Origin of the sequence: Micromonospora sp. NPDC049366 (assembly GCF_044466625.1) — a bacterium.
Taxonomy (GTDB): domain Bacteria; phylum Actinomycetota; class Actinomycetes; order Mycobacteriales; family Micromonosporaceae; genus Micromonospora.
In genome coordinates this window covers 16,686-36,952 of the sequence record NZ_JBITMV010000007.1, presented here as the reverse complement: position 1 = coordinate 36,952, position 20,267 = coordinate 16,686, and the positions used below count along the sequence as shown (strand labels likewise).

Sequence of the window (20,267 nt, the reverse complement as noted above, 5' to 3'; positions counted from 1 at the left end):
ACCTCAGAACTCGGAAACGTCGGTGACGACGGCGGTCAGCTTGTCGCCGGAGCGGCGGGTGCTCGCCGACTCCTCCTGCTGCACGGAGGCCGAGTCGCCGCTCACCTCGAAGGTGTTGATGATCGGATCCTCGGCGCCCTTCACCTGGTAGGTCACCTCGTACGTCTTGGCCGGGTCGAGGTCGCCGTCCCCGGTGTAGGTCACGTCGATCCGGTAGGTGACGTTGCATCCCGCGCTGCCGAAGCACTGCTTGCGGAGGATCTTCACCGCCAACGTGAAGTCGCGCTTGGTGGGCGTGTCGTAGACCGGCAGCGGCTCCGGAGCCCTGGTCGTCGGGGCGGCCGCGGCGGTCGTCGGCGCGACGGACGTGGCCGACGCGGCGGCCGTGCCGGGCTTCGCCGGGTCTCCGTCGTCGGTCGCGGCCAGCAGGGCGCCGCAGCCGCCGAAGAAGAGCAGCAGCACCAGGACGGCGCCACCGACGATCCATCCGATCGGGCGCCTCCGGGAGGCGACGGGCTGGGGAAGTTCCGACGGGTCGTGCGGGACGTCGGCGGGGGGCGGGAACTCGGGCTGGGTCATGGGTCTCTCCTCGGCTGGGAGTGCGCAGGGGAACAGGCCCGGCGAGCCGGGTGATGTGGTCTCGTGGGTGCCTGGGGCGGGTGACCCGCCTCAGGCGGACGGGATGCTGACGACCTCGACGTCGACGCCCTCGTTCCGTAGGGACTTCATCGCCCGATAGAGGGCGACCTGGGCGAAGGTGAAGAGCGAGTCCACGGTCAGCGGCCTGCCGGAGCCAAGGGCGATCGCGTAGATGACCTTGCGGGGCTGGAAATTCAGGTCGATCACTCGCCCCGACGGCTGCCGCTTGACCATCTCGACGAGAGCGTTGCGGGCGTCAGCCTCGTAGCGCAGCGCGTCGACCGAGACGGCGCCCTGAGCGAAGAGATGGCTCAACGCCGAGCTGCCGGTCGCCCGCTTCACGTGGATCAGCTCGCCGTTGGGGCCGAGCAGGTCGCAGGCCTCGATGCCGCGCGGGTGTTGGTTGGTTCGCAGCAGCCGCCGGTCCAGCAGGGTGAGACCGCAAACCTTCGCGGCGCGGATGTTGTACTTCTCCTCGTCCGGCAGATCGGCAGTCCATGCCGGGAGCGCGAAGCTGGCCGGGCCGGCCAGGATCTGCCCGATCTCGTCGCGGAGGAAGGTGCGGTGCTGGTCGCCGATCTCGTACCAGCCGCCCTCGTGCAGCAGGAGCTGACTCGCACCGTGGGGAAGCTGCGCGGTGAGCCACCGCGACACGGCCGTGGAGTCGATCACCTCGTCGCCGGCCGTGTCCGCGTAGAGGGTGACGCGCCCGTTGCAGAGCGACGTCCACCGCTCGCCGTCCGAAACGCCCTCGGTCTGCGCGAGCACGTCTGCCAGCGTGAGCTCCGCCAGGCGCGCCGGAGGGAGTCCCGACTTCGGCACACGCAGCTTGTACGACTGGACCCGCTCGATCTCGTTGACGACCCGGCCCGGCACGGCCAGCCCGACGTCCGCGGGATCCGGTAGCCGGAGCAGCCGGTCCAGCTGCTCCTCCACCGTCGACAGCCGGGGGTCCCGAGCCGACACCGGTCGGATCTGGGTGATGAACTCCAGGTCAGCGAAGGGCGCTACCTGCTTGCAGACCCGGTCGATCTCCCGGAGGTCGGCGAGCAGGCTCGCGGGCTCGATGCCGAGGTGGATGCGCAGGGTGTCGCTGCCCTCGACGGGCGTGGCCTTACCCGTGGACCGGCAGACGGTCAGGTTCGGGTTGAATGTCCGCCCGCACACCTGGCCGACGATCTCGCCCCACTTGTCGATGCCGTACATCCGGATGTGCTGACCGCCCGGCACCATGTTGCGGTCGACCCGGCCGGTGGTGCCGAACACCCGCCGTCGTACCTGCTTGATCTCGTCGGGCGCGAGCGAGCGCACGGCGAAGCCGATCCCGAAGCCGGAGTTCGCGAGGTCCAGGTCAACCATGTGGCGGCCGACGGTGCCGTAGGCGAGCGCGTAGACGTGCTCGTCGACGGCGACGAGCAGCACGGCACCGCCACTGCTGAACCCCAGGTCGGTCGTCTGTCCGGTCAGCGAGGCGAGCACATCGCACCAGTCGGCCCGCTGGCGCGGCACCGTACCGTGCACCAGCAGCGCTGGCGCACCGGCGACCAGGCGCTCCTCGACCATGAAGTCGTGCTGACGCACGTAGCGGTGGTTCACCGCGTCATGCAGACCCTCGACAGTCGGCGTCACCCGTTCGAGCTGGTAGACCGACGTCAGATAGGTGCCCTCTGGCCGCTCGGGCAGGTCGAGATTGAAGAGGGTGGGTGCGTCGAAGGGCGGACGGGTGACGCCCGTGCGGACGTCACGGCGGTTGGTCGGTCTGGTCGTGGTGCTTCTGGTCGTGGTCGGCTGGCTCGCACGGCGCACGTCGATCTCCTCGCGTCGAGAATCGGGGTGGCGGTGGTGCGGGGAAGGGGTGCGTCGAGGGCGGGCTTCACGGGTCCCGCCCTCGACGTGGGTGGTCAGCTCAGGGTGACGTCGACGCCGCCGGAGAACGGCGAGTCGTGCAGCTCGAGCTTGGTGAGCTTGACGTTCTTGGGGATGTCGAAGACGACGACGCCGTTGACCTGGTTGCCGGGGTTGATGTCGTTGAGGAACGTCTCGGCGTTCTTGTTGGCGTAGATGGCGGCGCCGCCGTCGGCGGAGTACTCGGTGCCGTCCGCGGAGTACGCCTTCTGGCTGCTGCCGTCGAACATCTGCGCTTCCTTGCCGATGTTCTTCACGTTGACGGTGACCAGGCAGAACTGGCCCTGCGCCTTCGCGCCGAGCAGGTCGGTGCCGATCTTCGCGACGCCGCACTTGGCCGACTTGACCGTGAACTCGAACTTGCCGTCACGGGCGGGCTGGCCGATCTTCGCGGTCTTGGCCGGCTTCTCCTCGCTCTTGGCGTCGGCCGCGTTGTCGCTGGCGGCGTCGGCGCTGGAGCTGCTGGCGTTGTCGGTCGCTCCGGCACTGCAACCCAGCGCGACGACGGCGGTGGCGATCAGGGCGAAGGTCGTGGTCTTGCGCATCGTTGTCCTCCAGATGTGAACGTGTCGGCGTCAATGAGAGCATTGTCTGTGAATCCTGTCAACGGACATGATGCTTGACGGGTGTGACACACTCCGGAGATGCAGGTGAACCCGACCATCACGGCAGCAGAGATCGCGCGGCTCGCCGGGGTGGGTCGTGCCGCGGTCAGCAACTGGCGAAAGCGGCACCCCGACTTCCCCACACCGGTCGGCGGCACCAGCGCGAGCCCCGAGTTCGACCTTGCCGAGGTGGAACAGTGGTTGCGCAGACAGAACAAGCTCCCCGAGTTGTCTCGGGCGGACCGGCTCTGGCGCCACCTCGCCGCGGTCTCGGAGCGTCCGGCCACCGCACTGGCCGCCGTCGGGGCGGTGCTGCTGGCCCGGCGACGCGGCGACCGTCCAGGGCGCATCGACACACCCGTCGCCGACATGCTTGCGGAGATCGACGCGCTGGCCGACGAACTCGGCCCGCAGGCGGCCTTCGACGAACTCTGGCAACGCTTCTCCGCGCCCGGCCCCGGCCGTCCCTGGGCCACCCCCGACGACCTGGCCGACCTGATGGTCGCGCTCACCGGGGTCGGCGCCGACGGCGGCTCCGTCCTCGATCCGGCCGCGGGCACCGGTGCGATCCTGCGCGCGGCCGTCCGGGCCGGCTGCACCTCCGCCTGTGGGCAGGAGCTGGACGAGGATCTCGGCACCCTGGCTGGGCTGTGGCTCGCCCTACGCGAGGTGCCTGGCGAGGTAAGCCTCGGCGACTCACTACGCGCCGACGCCTTCGCTGGCCGCAGCGTCGACGCGGTGATCTGCCACCCACCGTTCGGCATCACTACCTGGGGCAGTGAGGAGCTCGGCTACGACCCCCGCTGGGTGTACGGGGCGCCGCCGCGCACCGAACCGGAGTTGGCCTGGGTGCAGCACGCCCTTGCCCACCTACGACCCGGCGGACATGCCGTCCTGCTCATGCCACCGGCAGCGGCCGGGCGGCGGGCAGGCCGGCGCATCCGCGCCGAATTGCTGCGCCACGGCGCGCTGCGTGCCGTCATCGCGTTACCGAGCGGGGCTGCCGCGCCGCACGGGGTGCCGCTGCACCTGTGGGTGTTGCGGCGACCTTTGGCTGACGCGCCCGCACCGGCCCGGGCCTTGCTGGTCGACGCAGCCGACGGCGAGTTTCCCGACCTCTCCGCGCGGATCCGCACCTCCTGGGACGCCTTCATCGCCGCGCCGGATGGGGAGGTCGAGGAGGTGGGGTTTGCCCGCGCCGTGCCCCTCATCGAACTACTCGACGAAGAGGTCGACCTCACCCCGGCCCGCCGGCAGCCCGTCGCCGACGGTGAGCAGACCGGCGAACACCTGGTACGCACCAGAGACCGCTTGGCGGCCGTCGTGGGTGACCTGCCGGCGTTGATGCCACAGGTCATGCCCGCGCCCACCGGGACAACGTCGCCGGTGGTCACGGTCGCTGAGCTGGCCCGCACCGGAGCGTTGGAGCTGATCGGCCCGGTCCGGGGCGGTGCCACCGCGGAAGGGGGCGGGCCGACCGGTGGCGCGCCCGTGCTCACCGTGCCCGACGTGCTTGCCGGCGTCGACGCCTCAGGCTCGGTCGATGAGCGGCTCGGCCAGGAGATCCCGCTCACGGTGGGCGACGTGGTGGTGCCCATGATCGCCCGCACGCTCACGGCACGAGTCGTCACCACGGACGGGACACTGCTGGGTCGCAATCTCTATTTGTTGCGCCCCAACCCGGCAGCGCTCGATCCGTGGTTCCTCGCCGGGCAGTTGCGCACCTCAGCCAACGAGAAGCAGGCCTCGAGCCTGTCGGGAACGCTGCGTTTCGACGTCCGGCGCGCCCAGGTGCGGCGTCTGCCGCTCGACGAACAGCGAACGCACGGGGAGGCGTTCCGCCGCCTCGACGCGTTCGAGTCGGCGATCCGACAGGCGGCGTCGCTCGGCGCCGAGCTGGTCCAGCTCACCGCGGACGGCCTGGCGGGCGGCATAATTCGCCCTGCGGTCGAGTCGTCGTGATCTGCGCTGCTGGTCGGTGGGGCGGAACGCGCCGATCGGATGGTGTCTCGTTGAGCGTCCAACGCTGTACGGTCGGGCGTCCGTCAGGCGTGGGGCCGATCACGACGGGTGCGATGGGGTGCGGGGGCATCGTGAGGGAGAACTGGTGACGCTGGGCAGCATCGGCGGCTACCAACTGGTCAAGCCGCTCGGCTCGGGTGGGATGGGCGAGGTCTTTTTCGCGATCTCGCCGACCGCCGACCCGGTGGCGATCAAGGTGATCAAGCAGCATCTGATCGAGGCGCCAACGGTGCGCGAGCGGTTCGCCGCCGAGGTGGAGAGCCTCAAGCTGGTCTACGGCTCCCGGGTGGCACGGCTGGAGAATGCCGACGCCCACGGCGACCCGGCCTGGCTGGCGGTGGAGTACGTCCCCGGAGCCACCCTGCGCCAGCACGTCGACGCGCACGGCCCGCTGTCGCTGCCGCGGGCCGCCATGGTCGGAGCCATGCTCGCCGACGGGTTGGCCAGGGTGCATCAGGTCCACTTGCTGCACCGCGACCTGAAACCGCAGAACATCATCCTCGGCCCGGACGGACCGAAGGTCATCGACTTCGGCTTGGCGGTCCTTGTCGAGCGGGACGACTTTCTGACCGCGCCCGGTGCCCTGGTGGGAACACCCGCCTACATGTCGCCCGAGCAGGTGCGCGGCGAACGTGACCTGACACCCGCCGTCGACGTCTACGGGCTCGCCGCGACGCTGGTGTTCGCGCTCACCGCACGTGGGCTCTACCCGTCGACCAACTCCTGGAATCTGCTGCTGCGCATCGCCGAGCCCGGCGACCTGCCCGACCTCTCCGGTGTGCCGAGCGAGCTGGTCGGCCTGCTCGGCGCGATGCTCGCGTTCGACCCCAGCGCCCGGCCGGGGCTCGACGACGTCCGCACCCGCCTGCTCGCCGTCGCCACCGCCACCAGCGGTAAGAGCGTCTTGGACCTGCGGCAGGAGGTCGCGGAGCTTACCTATGACCCTGCCCGGCAAGAGCCGGTTCCGCCGGAGCTGGACGACCCGCAGCGCGACCCAGAAGGCACGACCGTCGGTGAGGAGAATCCTCCGCCAGGCCCGGAGCCCGATGGCGGGACGCCCGATCCTGCACCGCCGACCCATCCACGGGCCGACGTCACCTGGCTGGTCGACAAGATGCGCCGCCAGTACGCCCGCCGCTCGACGCTGTAGGAAGGCACCACCGATGACCACCACCCAGGCCGCGACCTTCGCCCCGGGCTCCCGCATCGTCGTGCGCGACGAGGAATGGCTGATCCGCAGCGTCAAGACCGGCACCGCCGACGGGACGATGGTGAAGGCGGTCGGCGTATCCGAGTTCGTGCAGGACGTCGAGGCCACGTTCTTCACCGCGCTCGAGGACATCACGCCGCTGGTGCCCGAGGACACAGAACTCGTCCAGGACACCTCGTCGCGCTTCCGGCAGAGCCGCCTCTTCCTCGAAGCGGTGCTGCGGCGTACTCCGCTACCCCGCACCGAACGGGGGTTGGCCCTGGCCGACCGGTTCCTGCTCGACCCGCTGACCTACCAGCAGCGCCCCGTCGAGCTGGCGCTGGCCGGCCTGCGGCCGCGGATCCTGCTCGCCGACGTGGTCGGCCTGGGCAAGACCCTGGAGATCGGGCTGATCCTCGCCGAGCTGATCCGCCGGGGCCGCGGTGAACGCATCCTGGTGGTCTCCCCGCAGCAGGTGCTGGAGCAGTTCCAACGCGAACTCTGGACCCGGTTCGCGATCCCGCTCGTCCGACTCGACTCGACGGGCATCCAGCGCATCCAGCAGGAAATCCCCGCCGGGCGTAACCCGTTCACCTACTTCAAACGGGCCATCATCTCGGTCGACACCCTCAAGGACGCCGGCCAGTTCGGCCACCACCTCGAAGCCACGACCTGGGACGCCGTCGTCATCGACGAATCGCACAACCTCATCAACCGGGGCACCCAGCGCAACGAGCTGGCCCGCCGCCTGGCCGCGAAGACCGACGCGCTGCTGCTGGCCAGCGCCACCCCGCACAACGGCGACAAGGAATCCTTCGCCCAGCTGATCTCGCTGCTCGACCCGGCGGCGATCGCTAACGAGAAGGACTACCAGGCCAGCGACATCGCCCACCTCTACCTGCGCCGCACGAAGATCAGCCCGGAGGTACGCGACCAGATCGGCGACCGCTGGGCCGACCGCGGTCCGTCCGAGGCCGTGCACTGCGCAGCGACTCCGATCGAGGAGCAGATCTTCGACGAGCTGACCGACGTGTGGCTGGCCGGCAAGTGGACCGACGAGGCGATCACCGGGCAGCACCGGCTCTTCCCGTACACCTTGTTGAAGTCGTTCCTCTCCTCGCACCGGGCGTTGCACGAGACGGTGGCCAACCGGCGCAAGAACGGTAAGAACGTCACCCGCGTCGAGCGGACAGCTCTGGACCGGCTCGCGGAGCTGACCTCGGCGATGACCGACCAGGACTCCAGCAAGCTCAAGGGCCTGGTCGACGAGCTGCGCAAGATCGGCGTCGGCAAGAACAGCGACACCCGGGCCGTGGTCTTCTCCGAACGGGTACCCACCATCAAGTGGCTCGCCGAGGTCGTCCCCGGCATGCTCGGACTCAAGCCCAACGCGATCCGGGTGCTGCACGGCGGGGTGGCCGACTCCGACGAGCAGAAGATCCTCCAGGAGTTCGAGTTGGCCGGCAGTGAGGTCCGGCTGCTGTTCACCGGCGACGTCGCCTCCGAAGGCGTCAACCTGCACCAGCAGTGCCACCACCTGATCCACTACGACATCCCGTGGAGCCTGATCCGGATCGAGCAGCGCAACGGCCGCATCGACCGCTACGGGCAGAAACACCGGCCGCAGTTCCGCGCGTTGATCCTCACCTCCGACCGTGAGGACGCCAAGGACGACCGGACGGTCTCCGAGAAGCTGCTCAATCGGGAGGAGACCGCCCACCGCAGCCTCGGCAGCGTGGAGGCCGCGACGGGCCTCTACGACGCGAAGGCCGAGGAGGACCGGCTGGTCCGCGACCTGCTCGCCGGCAAGTCGGTGGACGAGTCCTACGAGGCCGCCCACACCGAGGTCGATGTGATGGCCGGTCTCTTCGCCGAGGTGGGCACGGCGCCGGTCAGCGCGGACGTGCCCCGGGCGCGGGTGCCGAAGCTTTTCAACTCCACCCAGGACTTCATCGACACCGCCCTCTACGAGATCTACGAGGACCGGCCCGAGGATCACATCGACCTGCGCCGCGAGGACGAGCTGCTGACCTTCCTGGCTCCCGACGACCTGGTGCACCGGCTCACCGACCTGCCCCGCTCCTACTTGCGGGCGCACCGCGAGGGCGAGGACCTGCGGCTCAAGGTCACCTTCGACCGCGCGCTCGCCCAGCGCAAACTCGACCAGGCCCGGCAGAGCAGAACCCCGATGTGGCCGGAGATCGCCTTCCTCAGCGACGTGCACCCGATGGTCGACTGGCTGGTCGACAAGGTCCTGATCCGGCTCGGCCGCCAGCAGGCCCCGGTGCTCACCGCCGACGTCACCGCGCCGACGTTCCTGATCCAGGGCGTCTACGCCAACCGCCTCGGCCAACCCACGGTCGTGCAGTGGATGGCCGTCTCCGACCTGCCCGCCTCGCCGAGCGTCCGGCCGATGGACGAGGTCCTGCGGGAGGCCAACGTCGGACCGGCGATGGTCAACCGCGCCGAGACCATCGCGATCGACCCGCTGAAGGCACTCCTGCCGCAGGCCGTCGACGCCGCCCGCCAGTATCTGGAAGACAGGCGCGACGAGTGGACCGAGGCCCACGCCGAGCCGCTGCGCAGGTACCGCGAGCAGCTGAGCGCCTTCCAGCAGGCAAGCCTCTTCGATGAGCTGCCCGGCGCACACCGGGAGAGGCGACGCCAACGCGTCGACGCCACCGTCCAGGAGCAGCACGACCTGCTCGACCGCTTGGAAACCGCCGGCGACCCGCTGCTGCGGGTGCTCGCCGTCCTCGTACCGTCGCAGGAGAGTGCCGCATGAGCTTCGAGTCGCTGACGAATCGCGGCGAGTACCTTTCCGCGCACTATCTTGCCGAAATCCTGCCCACCACCCTCAAGGGCGGCCTGCTCAAGCAGTGGTCCGAGGATGAGAAGTCCGGCCGGGTAACGCCCCGCGCCGGGCTGCGCGGCATGCGCCGGCAGTACTTCGACGCGAAGACGGAGCTGACCGACGCCGACTTCTTCGACCCGGAGCGGCTGCGTAAGCAGCACCAGGACGTGCTGCGGGCGCTCGGCTTCGACCCGCGGCCGCAGACCATCACGGTGGAGCGCGCCGGCCAGGAGCACGAGGTCCGCGTCGCCCACGCCGAACTGGGCACCGCGCACGGGGTCATTGCCCTGGACTGCGGCTGGGCGGTCGACACCGAGGCGGCCCAGGACCCGGATGACGCCGGCCGCCTGCTCGACCCGCTCACCTTGTCCAGCACCGAGACCATCGAGACGGGCGCCAAGCTCGCCTCCCTACTCTTCGCCGCCGACAGCCCGAAGCCCCGCTACGTGCTGATCCTCAGCGGCGGCGTGATCACCCTGGCCGACCGCACCGTCTGGGGTGAGGGCCGTTACCTGGCCGTCAGCCTCGACACCGCCTACGCCCGCAACGACGACAAGGAGTTCGACGTCGTCGCCGCGCTCTTCGGCGCCGACTCGCTACGCCCGCCCGCCGAGGGCGGCGCCGAACCCCTCGCCGACCTGGTCGCCGGCTCCCGCCAGCACGCCGTCGGCGTCTCCAGCGAACTGCGCGAGGGTCTGAAGGTCTCCGTCGAGCTCATCGCCAATGAGGTCCTCGACCAGATCCGGCAGGCCGGCTACCAGCCGCAGCAGGTGATGGAGCTCGACGAACTCGCCAAGGAGCTGGGCCGGGAGTCGCTGCGCTACCTCTACCGCATCCTGTTCCTGCTCTACGCCGAGGCTCGTCCCGAGCTGGGCGTGCTGCCCGTCAACGACCCCCAGTACGTCGAGGGCTACAGCCTGGCCCGCCTCGGTGACCTCGTCTCCCGACGGATGGCCCCCTCCGCCGAAGGCCGCTACCACCTCTACGAATCCCTCGACCTGCTGTTCCGCATGGTCAACGAGGGGCACCGGGCGCGCGGCGGCGCGGAGATCGCCGACAAGGCCAGCGAGGGCGAAGGGCTGCGCTTCGAGCCCATGAAGTCAGACCTGTTCCTGCCGGAGAAGACCAAGCTCATCGGCCGGCTGATCCCCGTGCCCGGCAGCGACCCCGACGACGAGGACGCCCCGAAGATCGACACCCGGCTGCGCAACAAGGTCCTCTACGAGGTGCTGCGCCGGCTGATGCTCACCAAGGGCGGCAAGAAGCGCCGCGGTGGCTTCATCTCCTACGCCCAGCTCGGCATCAACCAGCTCGGCGCGGTCTACGAGGGCCTGATGTCCTACACCGGCTTCGTCGCCACCGAGCAGCTCTACGAGGTCGCCAAGAACGGCGACCCGAAGGACGGCTCGTGGATGATCCCAGCCTCCAAGGTCGACGAGTACGACGACACCGTCTTCGTCTACAAGGAGGACCCCTACACCGGTGTCCGCAGCCGGGTCAGCTACCAGCCCGGCCAGTTCGTCTACCGCCTCGCCGGCCGGGACCGGCAGACCAGCGCCTCCTACTACACGCCGCAGTCGCTGACCGAGGTCACCGTCCAACTCGCCCTCAAGTACCGGCTCGACCAGGACGACACGGTCACCCCGGCCCGTGAGCTGCTGGACTGGACGATCTGCGAGCCAGCGCTCGGCTCCGGCGCGTTCCTCAACGAGGCGATCAACCAGGTCGCCGCCGAATACCTGCGCCGCCGCCAGAAGGAACTGGAGGTCACCCTCGACCCGGAGGACTATCACCTCGAACTCCAGCGGGTGAAGGCGTACATCGCCCTGCACAACAGCTACGGCGTCGACCTCAACCGCACCGCCGTCGAGCTGGCCGAGGTGTCGCTCTGGCTCAACGTCATGCACGCCGGCCTCCAAGCCCCCTGGTTCGGCCTGCACCTGCAGCGCGGCAATTCGCTCATCGGCGGCGGTCGTAAGACCTACACCTCGAAGCAGCTCGCCGACAAGTCGTGGCTGACCACCGCGCCGAAGGAGCAGCCCTTCCGGGACGGGCCGATCGATGAGGGCAGCATCCACCACTTCCTGCTCCCCGCCGACGGCTGGGGTGCGGTCGCGGGGGAGAAGGAGGCCCGCGAGCTGGCGCCGGCCGAGACCGCGCGATTGAAAGCCTGGCGTACGGCGATGAAGCGCACGCCGTCGGCCAAGGGGAAGAATTCGCAGGTCCAGCGCTTGCAGGCGCTCGCCCGACGGGTTGAGTTCCTGTGGGGGCTGGTGCAGCAGCGGCTTGAGATCTCGGAGCGGGAGATCCGCCGCGACATCAAGGTCTGGGGCGCCGACGATCTGCCGCCGGTCACTGAGGCGGTGCCCCGCGAGGAGATCCTCGCCGACCTGACCGCGCCGGGCACGCCCTACTGGCGACTCAAGACGCTGATGGACGTCTGGTGCGCGCTGTGGTTCTGGCCACTGGACAAGGTCGGGCTGCTTGACGGCTCCGACCCGGCCTACCCTGCCGCGTCCGTACAGGTCTCGCACATCAAGGACGAGCCGGCGTACGAGGAACCGGTGGTCTACGAGACGGCGGACATATTCGGCAACGTGCAGCCGCAGCAGATAAAGATGCCGACGAAGGCGACCGGCAGCCGACGGATGACGGTGGCGGAACAGCTCCGTCAGCAGGTGCCGCTGTCTAGCCTGGACGACTGGCTGACGTTCGCAGAGGCGCTCATCGGCCGGACTGACCTGGACGAGAACGCCGAGCGGTTCTACGGCCTGACGTTCACGAGCCTGAGCGAGATGAGCGATTTCGAGCAGAAGCTCGACGGCGTGATCGGCGTCGACTCACCCTGGACCCTCTCTGACCGTTTTCCCTGGCTCCTTGCGGCTGATCTGATCGCCGACCAGCAGGGCTTCTTCCACTGGGAGCTGACTTTCGCGCACGCGTTCGCGAAAGGCGGCTTCGACCTCCAGGTCGGCAACCCGCCTTGGGTGCGGCCCCGCTGGATGGAAGATGTGGTGCTCGCCGAGCACGAGCCGTGGTTCCGGCTGGCCGAGAAGCCACCGGTCGAGCTGTGGCGGGAGCGCAAGTCTGCGCAGCTCGCCAGCGGGGTCACCCGATCGGATCTCCTTGGGCAGCTGACGAGCAACGCCGGGTTGGTCGCGTCGCTGACGCAATCGGGCAGCTATCCGCTGCTGGTCGGCACGCAGCCGGACCTCTACCGGGCGATGGTGTGCCGGGTCTGGTCACACCTTGGCCGGTCAGGCACGGCGGGTCTGATCCACCCGGACACCCACTTCGGGGGAGCGAGGGAAGGCGCGCTGAGGGAGGCGGCCTACCGTCACCTCCGCATCCACGCTGGCTTCGTCAATGGTGCCAACTGGGCCTTCGACGACGCGGGTCGTACCGTTGAGTTCGGCGTCCACATCTACGCTCCGCCGAGCGAGGTCAGCTTCAAGCACCTCAGCGAACTCTACGGGGCCCGCGTGCTGGCCGACTCGCTCGACCACGATGGAAGCGGCCCGGTCCCGGGTCAGCGTCACAACGGGAGCTGGGACCTCCGGCCGCACCGGTCTCGCGTCATTGAGGTGGACGGCGCCAAGCTTGCTCTGTGGCATGGGCTGCGGGGCGGTGCGGACACTGCGGCGGGTCGCGCCGCGCTGCTGCATCCGGTCACCGTCGAGGAGGAGCACGCGATCGCCGCCCTCACCGCCACGAAGCGCCGCCTGGGCGACGGGGATCTGCGCATCAGTCCTGGCTACCACGAGGCGAACGGCAAGAAGGACGGTCTGATCCGCTGGCATCAAGGCCAGCCCGACTCACTCGATGGGCTGGTGTTGCAAGGGCCGCATCTCGGCGTCGCCACACCCTTCGCCAAGCAGCCGCGTGTTCCCTGTCGAACCAACAGCGACTGGGACGCGCTCGATCTCACCACAATGCCGCCGGACTTCGTTCCCGGCACCAACTACGTGCTCGCCGGTGCCGAGGCGCAGACCAAGAAGGCGCAGGACGTCTGGGACGGCGTGCGGTACACCGAGCGGTACCGGTTGGCGTGGCGGTGCATGATCGCCTTCAACACCGAGCGTTCGCTGTTCGCCGCGCTGATCCCGCCCGGACCGGCACACGTTCACGCGGTGCACAGCATGGCCCTGGCTGACGATCGGACGACCGCACTGTCGGCCGGCTTCTGGGCCGCCCTGCCGCTGGACTACCTGCTCCGCATCACTGGCCGGTCGCACCTCCAACCGGGCGAGGCACGGGTGATGCCAGCGCCGAGCGCCGATCACCCGTTGGCGTCGCACCTGCTGCTGCGCACCCTGCGGCTCAACTGCGTCACCAACGCGTACGCCCCGCTGTGGAACGGGTTGTTCGACGCCGACTGGTCGCTCGATCGGTGGGCCACGGCCTGGCCCGGCCTCGGCCCGCTCGGCGAGGTGGAGCCGGCGTGGACAGCCGCCACCGCGTTGCGCGGTGAGCGGGAGCGGCGAGCAGCGCTGGTGGAGATCGACGCCCTGGTCGCGGTGTGGCTGGGGATCGGTATCGACGAGTTGCTGGCGATGGTGCGGGCGCGATTCCGGATCCTCACCGAACGCGAGGACCAGATGTGGTTCGACGCGTCTGGGCGGCGCCTCGCGGCCGACTCGTATGCGTTCGGCTTCGGGCAGACGAAGCAGCACTACGAGCAGCTGATGGTGTACCTCGATGATCCGCAGCGCCACCCGGTGCCCGACGGCTACACCGCGCCGTTCTACAAGGCAGATCGGGAGAACGAGTATCGGCAGGCACATGCTGTGTTCAGCAAGCGGCTTCAGGACGCGATCGACGCGGGCTGGCAGCCGTCGTAGCCCGTTACCCCTCTTCGACACCGAAGGAGAGCAGATGGTTCCCAGCAACCACCAGAAGCACCAGGCTGGGCGGCACCTCGCGGTGGCTGAGGCCCTGTTACAGGGCCATTCGGCGAGCCTGCACGGTGCGCAAACCTTCGTGACGATCAACGGTAGGACGGCCGCTGTGCAGGTCGCCGCGCAGGGCACCTGGATGATCGCGGACATCGACAAGATGACGGCGATGTCGATCGACTATTTCGATGACGTGGCCCAGCCTGCGGTCGGGGACGCCGCCTCCTGACTGACTGCGCGACGGGAGCGCCTCTGGCGTGGCCGCCGGCTGCGCTCCCGTCTTGTGTGGCTCAGTACCCAGACTTGGTGGCTCGGACGAAGCTGGTCCACGCGGCGGGGGAGAAGGTGAGCGCGGGCCCGCTCGGGTCCTTGCTGTCCCGTACCGCAACGAGGCCCGGCAGGTTGTCGGCGACCTCCACGCAGTTCCCGCCGTTGTCGCCGCTACGGGTGCTCTTGCGCCAACGGGCGCCAGTCAGCTCAGCCATGATGGACCTCTCCGATGATCTTGTTGATCAGTTGCCTCGATTGTTGCTCATCGAGGGCCAGGGACGTGAGGCTCGCCCACACTTCTTCATAGATGGCGAGTTCTTCCTTGCGATCGAGGTAGAGCGCTCCAGTCAGCGACTCGCTATAGATGAGGGACGGATCGGGCTCGACCCGGTTGCGGAGCGGGAAGTCCAGCATGACGAAGGGGCCGGCCACCGCGCCGAAGTGCAGACCGGCGCTGAGGGGGAGCACCCGGATCGAGACGTGGGGGAACGCGCCTACGTTGAGCAGGTGCCGTAGCTGTTCGGCCATCGTGGCAGGACTGCCGACGACCCGTAGGAGGACTGCCTCGGAGAGGATCGCCTCGAACTGGGGTGCGGGTGGAAGGCGACGTTCTAGGAGGGCCTGGCGCTGCAAACGGACCTCGACCAGCCGTTCACGATCGTCCTGCGTGATGCGTGAACGGTGCTGATAGACGCCACGAGCATAGGCGCGGGTCTGCAGCAGCCCGGGCACCAGAGTGTCCTCATACTCCCGTAGCCGCGAGGCGGCGGATTCCAGGCCGACGTAGAGCTCGAACCAGTCGGGGATAGCGTCGCCGTACGAGTGCCACCAGCCCTTGGCTTTGGTCTCGGCGGCCAGGGCGGTGAGGGCGCCGGCCAGGTCGGGCGTCGCCCCGTAGAGCTCGCACATGGCCTTGACGTCGAGCGCGCGCACCGGGCCGAGGCCGGTCTCGATGCGCCACATCTTCTGCCGGCTGCAGTGCAGTGCCTCCGCCACGCCGTCGAGCGTCATCCGGGCTTCGGTGCGCAGCTCCCGCAGCGCCCGACCGAGCTGCCGTCGCGGCACTGTCGATCCCATATCGTCGGCCATCAGCTCCCGTCCTCTCGCAAGTTGCATTTTGTTACATCCGGACGCCATCGGTGAAACGCGCTGCTGTTGCCCCCGGGAATCAATTCCCCGGGCGACTATCACGCGGGTCAATTGCGTCTCCGACCATACAAGACGCCCCCGACAGGAGCCATGAACGCGCCATTGATACGCGCGCCTGATCGGCCTGCTACCGAGGGTGCAATGGTGTGGCGGGAGGTCTGCTCGGCCGAAGGCCGTTGGAGACCATCATCGGGACGAGTGCGGCCCGTACGCGAGGGCGATGCCGCACCACCCCGAGCCGCCTGATGGGTCCGCACCCACCGGCCCGGCAGATGTCCCGTGCCGGGCCGGTGGGCGGATGTGGGTCGGTCACCAGGGACAACGTCCCTCAGGCGGCGACCCCGGGGAACACCACGAGAGATCCGTCGTTGCGTCGCTCGATCTCGATCGCGACGTCGGCTTGATGGATTCCCAGGTTGAGGTCATCGCCGAAGGCGCGGAGGCGGTATGCAGCCTTGAGTAGTTCGTCGACCTCGCCCTGGGTGAACATGATGCTTCGGAAGCCGCCGTTACGCTTCAACTCCAGAGTCGACAGCCTCAGCAGGACTCCGTTGATCCCTGATTCCAGCTCGTCGACGCGGCGCTCGTCGTCGTGCAACGTCCCGACGAAGCTCTTGAACGGATTGCTCGTGCCCGCCAGCTGAGCGTGCTCAACTGCTTGCAGCACCATCACTCGGCGCTTGAGAGCGATGGCGAGTCGCGCGAGCTCCAGGTGCGCGCGGAATACACCACCCTCCTCGTTGATGCCGGGGAAGGCAGTCGTCAGGGCGCCGACCTCCACCGGCCCGTCGGGCAGCGCAGCCAGCGCATCGTGCCACTTGACGAGCCGACGCTTCGCTCGTTCGATCGCCGTGCTGATCGCGTACGACGAGGAGTCCAGCCCCAGCGACAGGCCGACCCGGCCCTGGTCGAGGAGAATCGACGTCGCTTTGTCGATCGCGTCACGGCAACCGTCCAACTCGCTGCGTTCGGTCTCGAGGCTGTTTTCGTGCAGCTGCTCCAGCAGGTCGTTGATCCGCTCGATTGCCCTTTGGCGTTGGTGATCGGCGTGGGCGCTGACGCCGACCGCGACGGCCATCAGCACCAGCGGCGCGGCCACTGTCAACGCGCCCGCGCTGGCCACTGCCACACCGGCCGTGGTGGCCGAACCGGTGGCGGCACCCGCGACAGCGGCCTTGCCGGTAACGGGATGGAACGTGGCACCGGCGACGATGCGGCCAGCCGAGTTGACCAGCGGGCCGCGAACAGCTCCCGTGGCCGCCTTCGCGGCCATGGGTCGGACAAGTCCCTTGCCGACCTGTGCGGCGACCTTCGCCGGCACCACCATCCGGTAGAGCACCTCACCGGTAGCGGCGACGTTCACCGTCGGAGGCGCCGACTTCGCGGTCTGCGTCACGAGCTGCGACAACTGCTGAGCGAGCGGACTGGCCGCATGCAGGGGAATTCCGTCATTCCGGTCACGCTTGGTCGAGATCGGATACGCTTCCAGCGTGGCGATCGGGGCATCCGCCAGCGTAGCCAGGACGGTCCTCAGCTCTGCGAGTCGAGCCGGTGTCATGCCCCCATCACCCAGCACGTCCGGCACGCTCACGGCGTCCGTGGCGAGTGTCCATACCGGCACAGCGGCGTTGCCATCAGCGGTCACGTCTTGTCCCTCCTGAGACTGCGCATCACCATAAGCGGTGGTAGCGACGCCAACAACATCCTCAGGTCGGCGACGTGACCATTGCCCAGATTGTCGCCGCTATTCGCTATGCGGTGGCTGACGCCCGTTCGCGCGGTCCGTCGGCGCGCCGGTATGACGCCCAGCCTTCACTGCAATCAACGGCAGGAGGTCGCGGTGTCGAGCGGCTGGAGTTGGGTGGTGCGGGTCGCCATTCGTACCCATTAACGCTGCGGTCGGGGCGTCGGTCGCGGTGGCACGTAGGAGTCGGTGTCAACCGCTGCGATCGAGGACTCGGACGACCAGGACGGTGCCGTCGCGGCCGAACGAGTACACACCGCCGTCGGCCGGCAGCGTCGCGTTCCTGCCGAAACTCGGCGCCTCCCGCAGATAGGCGCCGACCCGGCCCTCGGCCAGCTCCCGGTAGAGGCGGCTCTCCACACCTCGGAACACCTCCAACGTCCTACCGCGCCCCAAGGGGGCGCGGTGCCGGGTGCCCTCCGCGACGATTCCGTTGGGAAGCTCAAACGTCGCGGCGCTGCTCGTCGCCCACGCCGGGTCCAGGTCGAAAAGCCCCGGCTGCGATCTCGGATCCTCCGTTCCGCGCTGGCGGGGTGTGGCATAGCCACTGGCGGCTTCGCTATTTCCGGCGAAGAGCAGAGCGGTGGCCGCCACGGCGCGGGTCAGAATCTGGGTGAACCAGCCACGCTGCTGCTCAGGAATGTCGAAGACCTGAGGCGCGCCGGGCGGTAGCTCGTCAGCCAGGTCCGGCTCCGGGGCGGCCTGATCGGCCGCGGACGGTACGCCGGACAGCGCATGTCTCGCCGGGGCTTCATCAGGAGTGGCCGTGCGAGGTCGCCAGAACTGGTCCTCGGGACGGGTGCTCAACAGGTCGTCGAGCTCCTCGTCATCGCCGGACCACAACTCGTCATCGCCGGGCGGGTCGAGCACGTAAGCGGTTATCCCGGCATGGGTGAGGTGCGACGCGACCATCAGCGACGGCGGGTGGCTTCCGCCCACCGACAGCGCCTCCACCTGCACGGCGGCCCGGGCGAGCTGCCCGTGGATGAAGCTCGGCGGCTGGTGGGTTCCTTTGCACTCCAGGACCACGATCTTCATCCGCCTGCGGGTATTTGTGGCGTGGTGGCCGAGCAGGATGTAATCCGGTCGCTTCTTGGTGCGCGAGACCGACTCCACCGCGCCGGCCCCGTCCACGAAGCCGGCCTTCAACGCCACCTCGGCGTCGACCGCGTGGAAGGTCCACCCCCGGTGCTGGCGGCGCAGAAGGTGCTTGGCGACGACGAGGGCCAGCCCGATGCCCAGCTGCTCGGACTGGGTCACCTTGTGGTGATAGACGACCTCGTTGGCATCCGGCGTCAGCGCGAGTCGTCTGCCGCCGACCCTGGTCAGCGTGGCGCAGTAGCGGACCGCAGCCCAGTTTCGGGCCACCTGCGACAGCGGGGATGCGGTCAACAGGGTGGTGGCCACCCCCAGCTCGTGCAGGACCTGCGCCGGGGTGGTCCGCATCCCGCCTTTACCGACGTCGACCGGGGTCAACCTCTTGTGATGCCAGTACGCCTGCCGCGTCTTGGCGTGTGTCTCGGCGTAGCGGAGCACGTCGTCGACGAGCTGGTCGGAGGATTCGAGCGCCAGCAGCGACTGGTAGTTCAGCGACTGGACGAGGGATTCAATCTCCACGCGCACCCCCGGTGCTGACGCACTGCACGGGACAGGCACTCACTGTGATCGAAGAATCTCAGAGTGTCAATGTGAGTGGGAGCTGCCGGTGGGGCAGTAGCAGTGGATCATTGGCTGCCCTCAAGTCAGTGCGAAGCCGGTGTTCTCTGCCCGCCCCGCCGTGCAATTCCCATTGACGAGAGATGGCATACCGCCCGGCTGACTCCATGAACATCACCAATTTGCTGGTCGTCCGAAGTGGACCATAAAGGTGAGGCGACCTATGCGTTCCGTCGATAGATTGGTCGGCATGGCGTACCGGAACTACACGGCCGATGGCAGCTACTGGACCGTCCGTAAACAGGGATCGATCTACTGGGTCGCCCGCATGCGTCGTGTCGACGGCTCCTACGAGTGGCTGGACACCTGGGGCGGTTACGAGCGCGCGGGCGCCGCCGCCGGCGCCGCAGCTCAACTCGCGTACAACCAGGCGCGGGAGGACGTGCTCAAGGAGCTGGTCGGGAACCTGCACGACGCGCTGGACCGCGCGGGTCTGGGCGCCTTGCCCAATCCCGCCCCGGTGCAGCCCCCCGTCAGGTCGGAGCTTCCGGCGGCCGTCGCACTGGACGAACCTGAGGACTGACCGCGGGTCGGCCGGGCGATGCGTTTGGTAAAGGTGGGGTGCGAGGTCGAGGTCGGCCCGGATCTGCTGCCCGTCACTCTCGCCCGCGATGGCGCTGTCCTGATCCAGCAGGGATCCGTGGCCGAGGTCAGGGCGCTGCTCGACCGGTGGACGGTCCCGGTCGACCATCCGCACCAGGTCATCGACGGGATGACGGTCATCGCGCCTCGCCTGCGCAGCGATGACAGCGACAACGAGGCCGGCTTCACCGATCTCGCCCTGTCGCCGCACACGGATCGCAGCCTGCACGAGCAGCCACCCAGCGTGCTCGCCACGCTGATGCTCGCACCGGCCAGGGACGGGGGAAGCGCCACGTTGGTGGACGGAGCCCGGGTGCTGGCGCTCGCCCGCCGGTGTGCCTCGGACGCTGAGATCGCCCGACTGCGGCTGAGGACGACCAGCGGCCGCTTCGGCCCACCGGTCGTCGAGTTCAGCCCCGACCACGCCCGCATCCGGTACCGCAACGACTGCATCGCCCATCCGTACAGCACCGACGGACGGACGGAGCCCGTGGCAGCCGTCCGTCGCCTGATCGTCGAGATGACTCGGTCCCTGCGCCTGAGAGCGGGCGACGGTTACCTCGTACACAATCACCGCTTCTTACACGGGCGAGCCGCGTTTGCCGGCGATCGGCGTCTGGTGCGGTTCTTGGCGAGCGTCAACAGCGACCATCCGTACGCGTGGTTGAACCGGGGGTTTTCGATTGCGAGTTCCTAA

Annotated in this window: 14 protein-coding genes; 7 read left to right on the top strand and 7 right to left on the bottom strand. The window is 68.8% G+C overall.

Going from position 1 to position 20,267, the window contains the following annotated elements:
* Nucleotides 1–3: 3 nt before the first annotated feature.
* The 3 genes from ACIBTV_RS12190 to ACIBTV_RS12180 all read right to left on the bottom strand — a co-directional run bounded on the left by ACIBTV_RS12190 (nucleotide 4) and on the right by ACIBTV_RS12180 (nucleotide 3,089).
* Nucleotides 4–579 (bottom strand): hypothetical protein, encoded by a 576-nt coding sequence (locus ACIBTV_RS12190; protein ID WP_396704058.1) that lies wholly within the window; start codon nucleotides 577–579, stop codon nucleotides 4–6.
* A 90-nt stretch (nucleotides 580–669) separates the two neighbouring features.
* Entirely contained in the window at nucleotides 670–2,445 is a 1,776-nt protein-coding gene (locus tag ACIBTV_RS12185) for a DUF6119 family protein (RefSeq protein WP_396704057.1), read from the bottom strand.
* Between the two features lie 95 nt (nucleotides 2,446–2,540).
* Nucleotides 2,541–3,089, bottom strand: coding sequence for a DUF4352 domain-containing protein (locus ACIBTV_RS12180; protein WP_396704056.1), 549 nt, complete (start codon nucleotides 3,087–3,089; stop codon nucleotides 2,541–2,543).
* Between the two features lie 99 nt (nucleotides 3,090–3,188).
* Between ACIBTV_RS12180 and ACIBTV_RS12175 the strand changes: the two genes are divergently transcribed.
* The 5 genes from ACIBTV_RS12175 to ACIBTV_RS12155 all read left to right on the top strand — a co-directional run bounded on the left by ACIBTV_RS12175 (nucleotide 3,189) and on the right by ACIBTV_RS12155 (nucleotide 14,338).
* Complete coding sequence (locus ACIBTV_RS12175; RefSeq protein ID WP_396704055.1) at nucleotides 3,189–5,111, top strand: N-6 DNA methylase; 1,923 nt, start codon at nucleotides 3,189–3,191, stop codon at nucleotides 5,109–5,111.
* A gap of 145 nt (nucleotides 5,112–5,256) precedes the next feature.
* Nucleotides 5,257–6,321 (top strand): serine/threonine-protein kinase, encoded by a 1,065-nt coding sequence (locus tag ACIBTV_RS12170; RefSeq protein WP_396704054.1) that lies wholly within the window; start codon nucleotides 5,257–5,259, stop codon nucleotides 6,319–6,321.
* Nucleotides 6,322–6,334: 13 nt separating this feature from the next.
* Nucleotides 6,335–9,145, top strand: coding sequence for a helicase-related protein (locus ACIBTV_RS12165; RefSeq protein WP_396704053.1), 2,811 nt, complete (start codon nucleotides 6,335–6,337; stop codon nucleotides 9,143–9,145).
* A complete protein-coding gene (locus ACIBTV_RS12160; protein WP_396704052.1) occupies nucleotides 9,142–14,055 on the top strand; it encodes a class I SAM-dependent DNA methyltransferase in 4,914 nt (1,637 codons plus the stop codon). Before ACIBTV_RS12165 ends, ACIBTV_RS12160 begins: the two co-directional genes overlap by 4 nt.
* A gap of 34 nt (nucleotides 14,056–14,089) precedes the next feature.
* The gene (locus ACIBTV_RS12155) at nucleotides 14,090–14,338 is read left to right on the top strand and encodes a hypothetical protein (protein ID WP_396704051.1); all 249 of its coding nucleotides are present in this window, start codon (nucleotides 14,090–14,092) and stop codon (nucleotides 14,336–14,338) included.
* A 61-nt stretch (nucleotides 14,339–14,399) separates the two neighbouring features.
* On the opposite strand, the gene ACIBTV_RS12150 is transcribed toward ACIBTV_RS12155, so the two are convergent.
* The 4 genes from ACIBTV_RS12150 to ACIBTV_RS12135 form a co-directional block, all read right to left on the bottom strand.
* A complete protein-coding gene (locus ACIBTV_RS12150; RefSeq protein ID WP_396704050.1) occupies nucleotides 14,400–14,594 on the bottom strand; it encodes a DUF397 domain-containing protein in 195 nt (64 codons plus the stop codon).
* Nucleotides 14,587–15,468, bottom strand: coding sequence for a helix-turn-helix domain-containing protein (locus tag ACIBTV_RS12145; RefSeq protein WP_396704049.1), 882 nt, complete (start codon nucleotides 15,466–15,468; stop codon nucleotides 14,587–14,589). Before ACIBTV_RS12145 ends, ACIBTV_RS12150 begins: the two co-directional genes overlap by 8 nt.
* A gap of 388 nt (nucleotides 15,469–15,856) precedes the next feature.
* The gene (locus ACIBTV_RS12140) at nucleotides 15,857–17,173 is read right to left on the bottom strand and encodes a hypothetical protein (protein WP_396704048.1); all 1,317 of its coding nucleotides are present in this window, start codon (nucleotides 17,171–17,173) and stop codon (nucleotides 15,857–15,859) included.
* Between the two features lie 291 nt (nucleotides 17,174–17,464).
* The gene (locus ACIBTV_RS12135; protein ID WP_396704047.1) at nucleotides 17,465–18,889 is read right to left on the bottom strand and encodes a hypothetical protein; all 1,425 of its coding nucleotides are present in this window, start codon (nucleotides 18,887–18,889) and stop codon (nucleotides 17,465–17,467) included.
* Between the two features lie 262 nt (nucleotides 18,890–19,151).
* Between ACIBTV_RS12135 and ACIBTV_RS12130 the strand changes: the two genes are divergently transcribed.
* The gene (locus ACIBTV_RS12130; protein WP_396704046.1) at nucleotides 19,152–19,511 is read left to right on the top strand and encodes a hypothetical protein; all 360 of its coding nucleotides are present in this window, start codon (nucleotides 19,152–19,154) and stop codon (nucleotides 19,509–19,511) included.
* Nucleotides 19,512–19,544: 33 nt separating this feature from the next.
* Nucleotides 19,545–20,267 (top strand): TauD/TfdA family dioxygenase, encoded by a 723-nt coding sequence (locus ACIBTV_RS12125; protein WP_396704045.1) that lies wholly within the window; start codon nucleotides 19,545–19,547, stop codon nucleotides 20,265–20,267.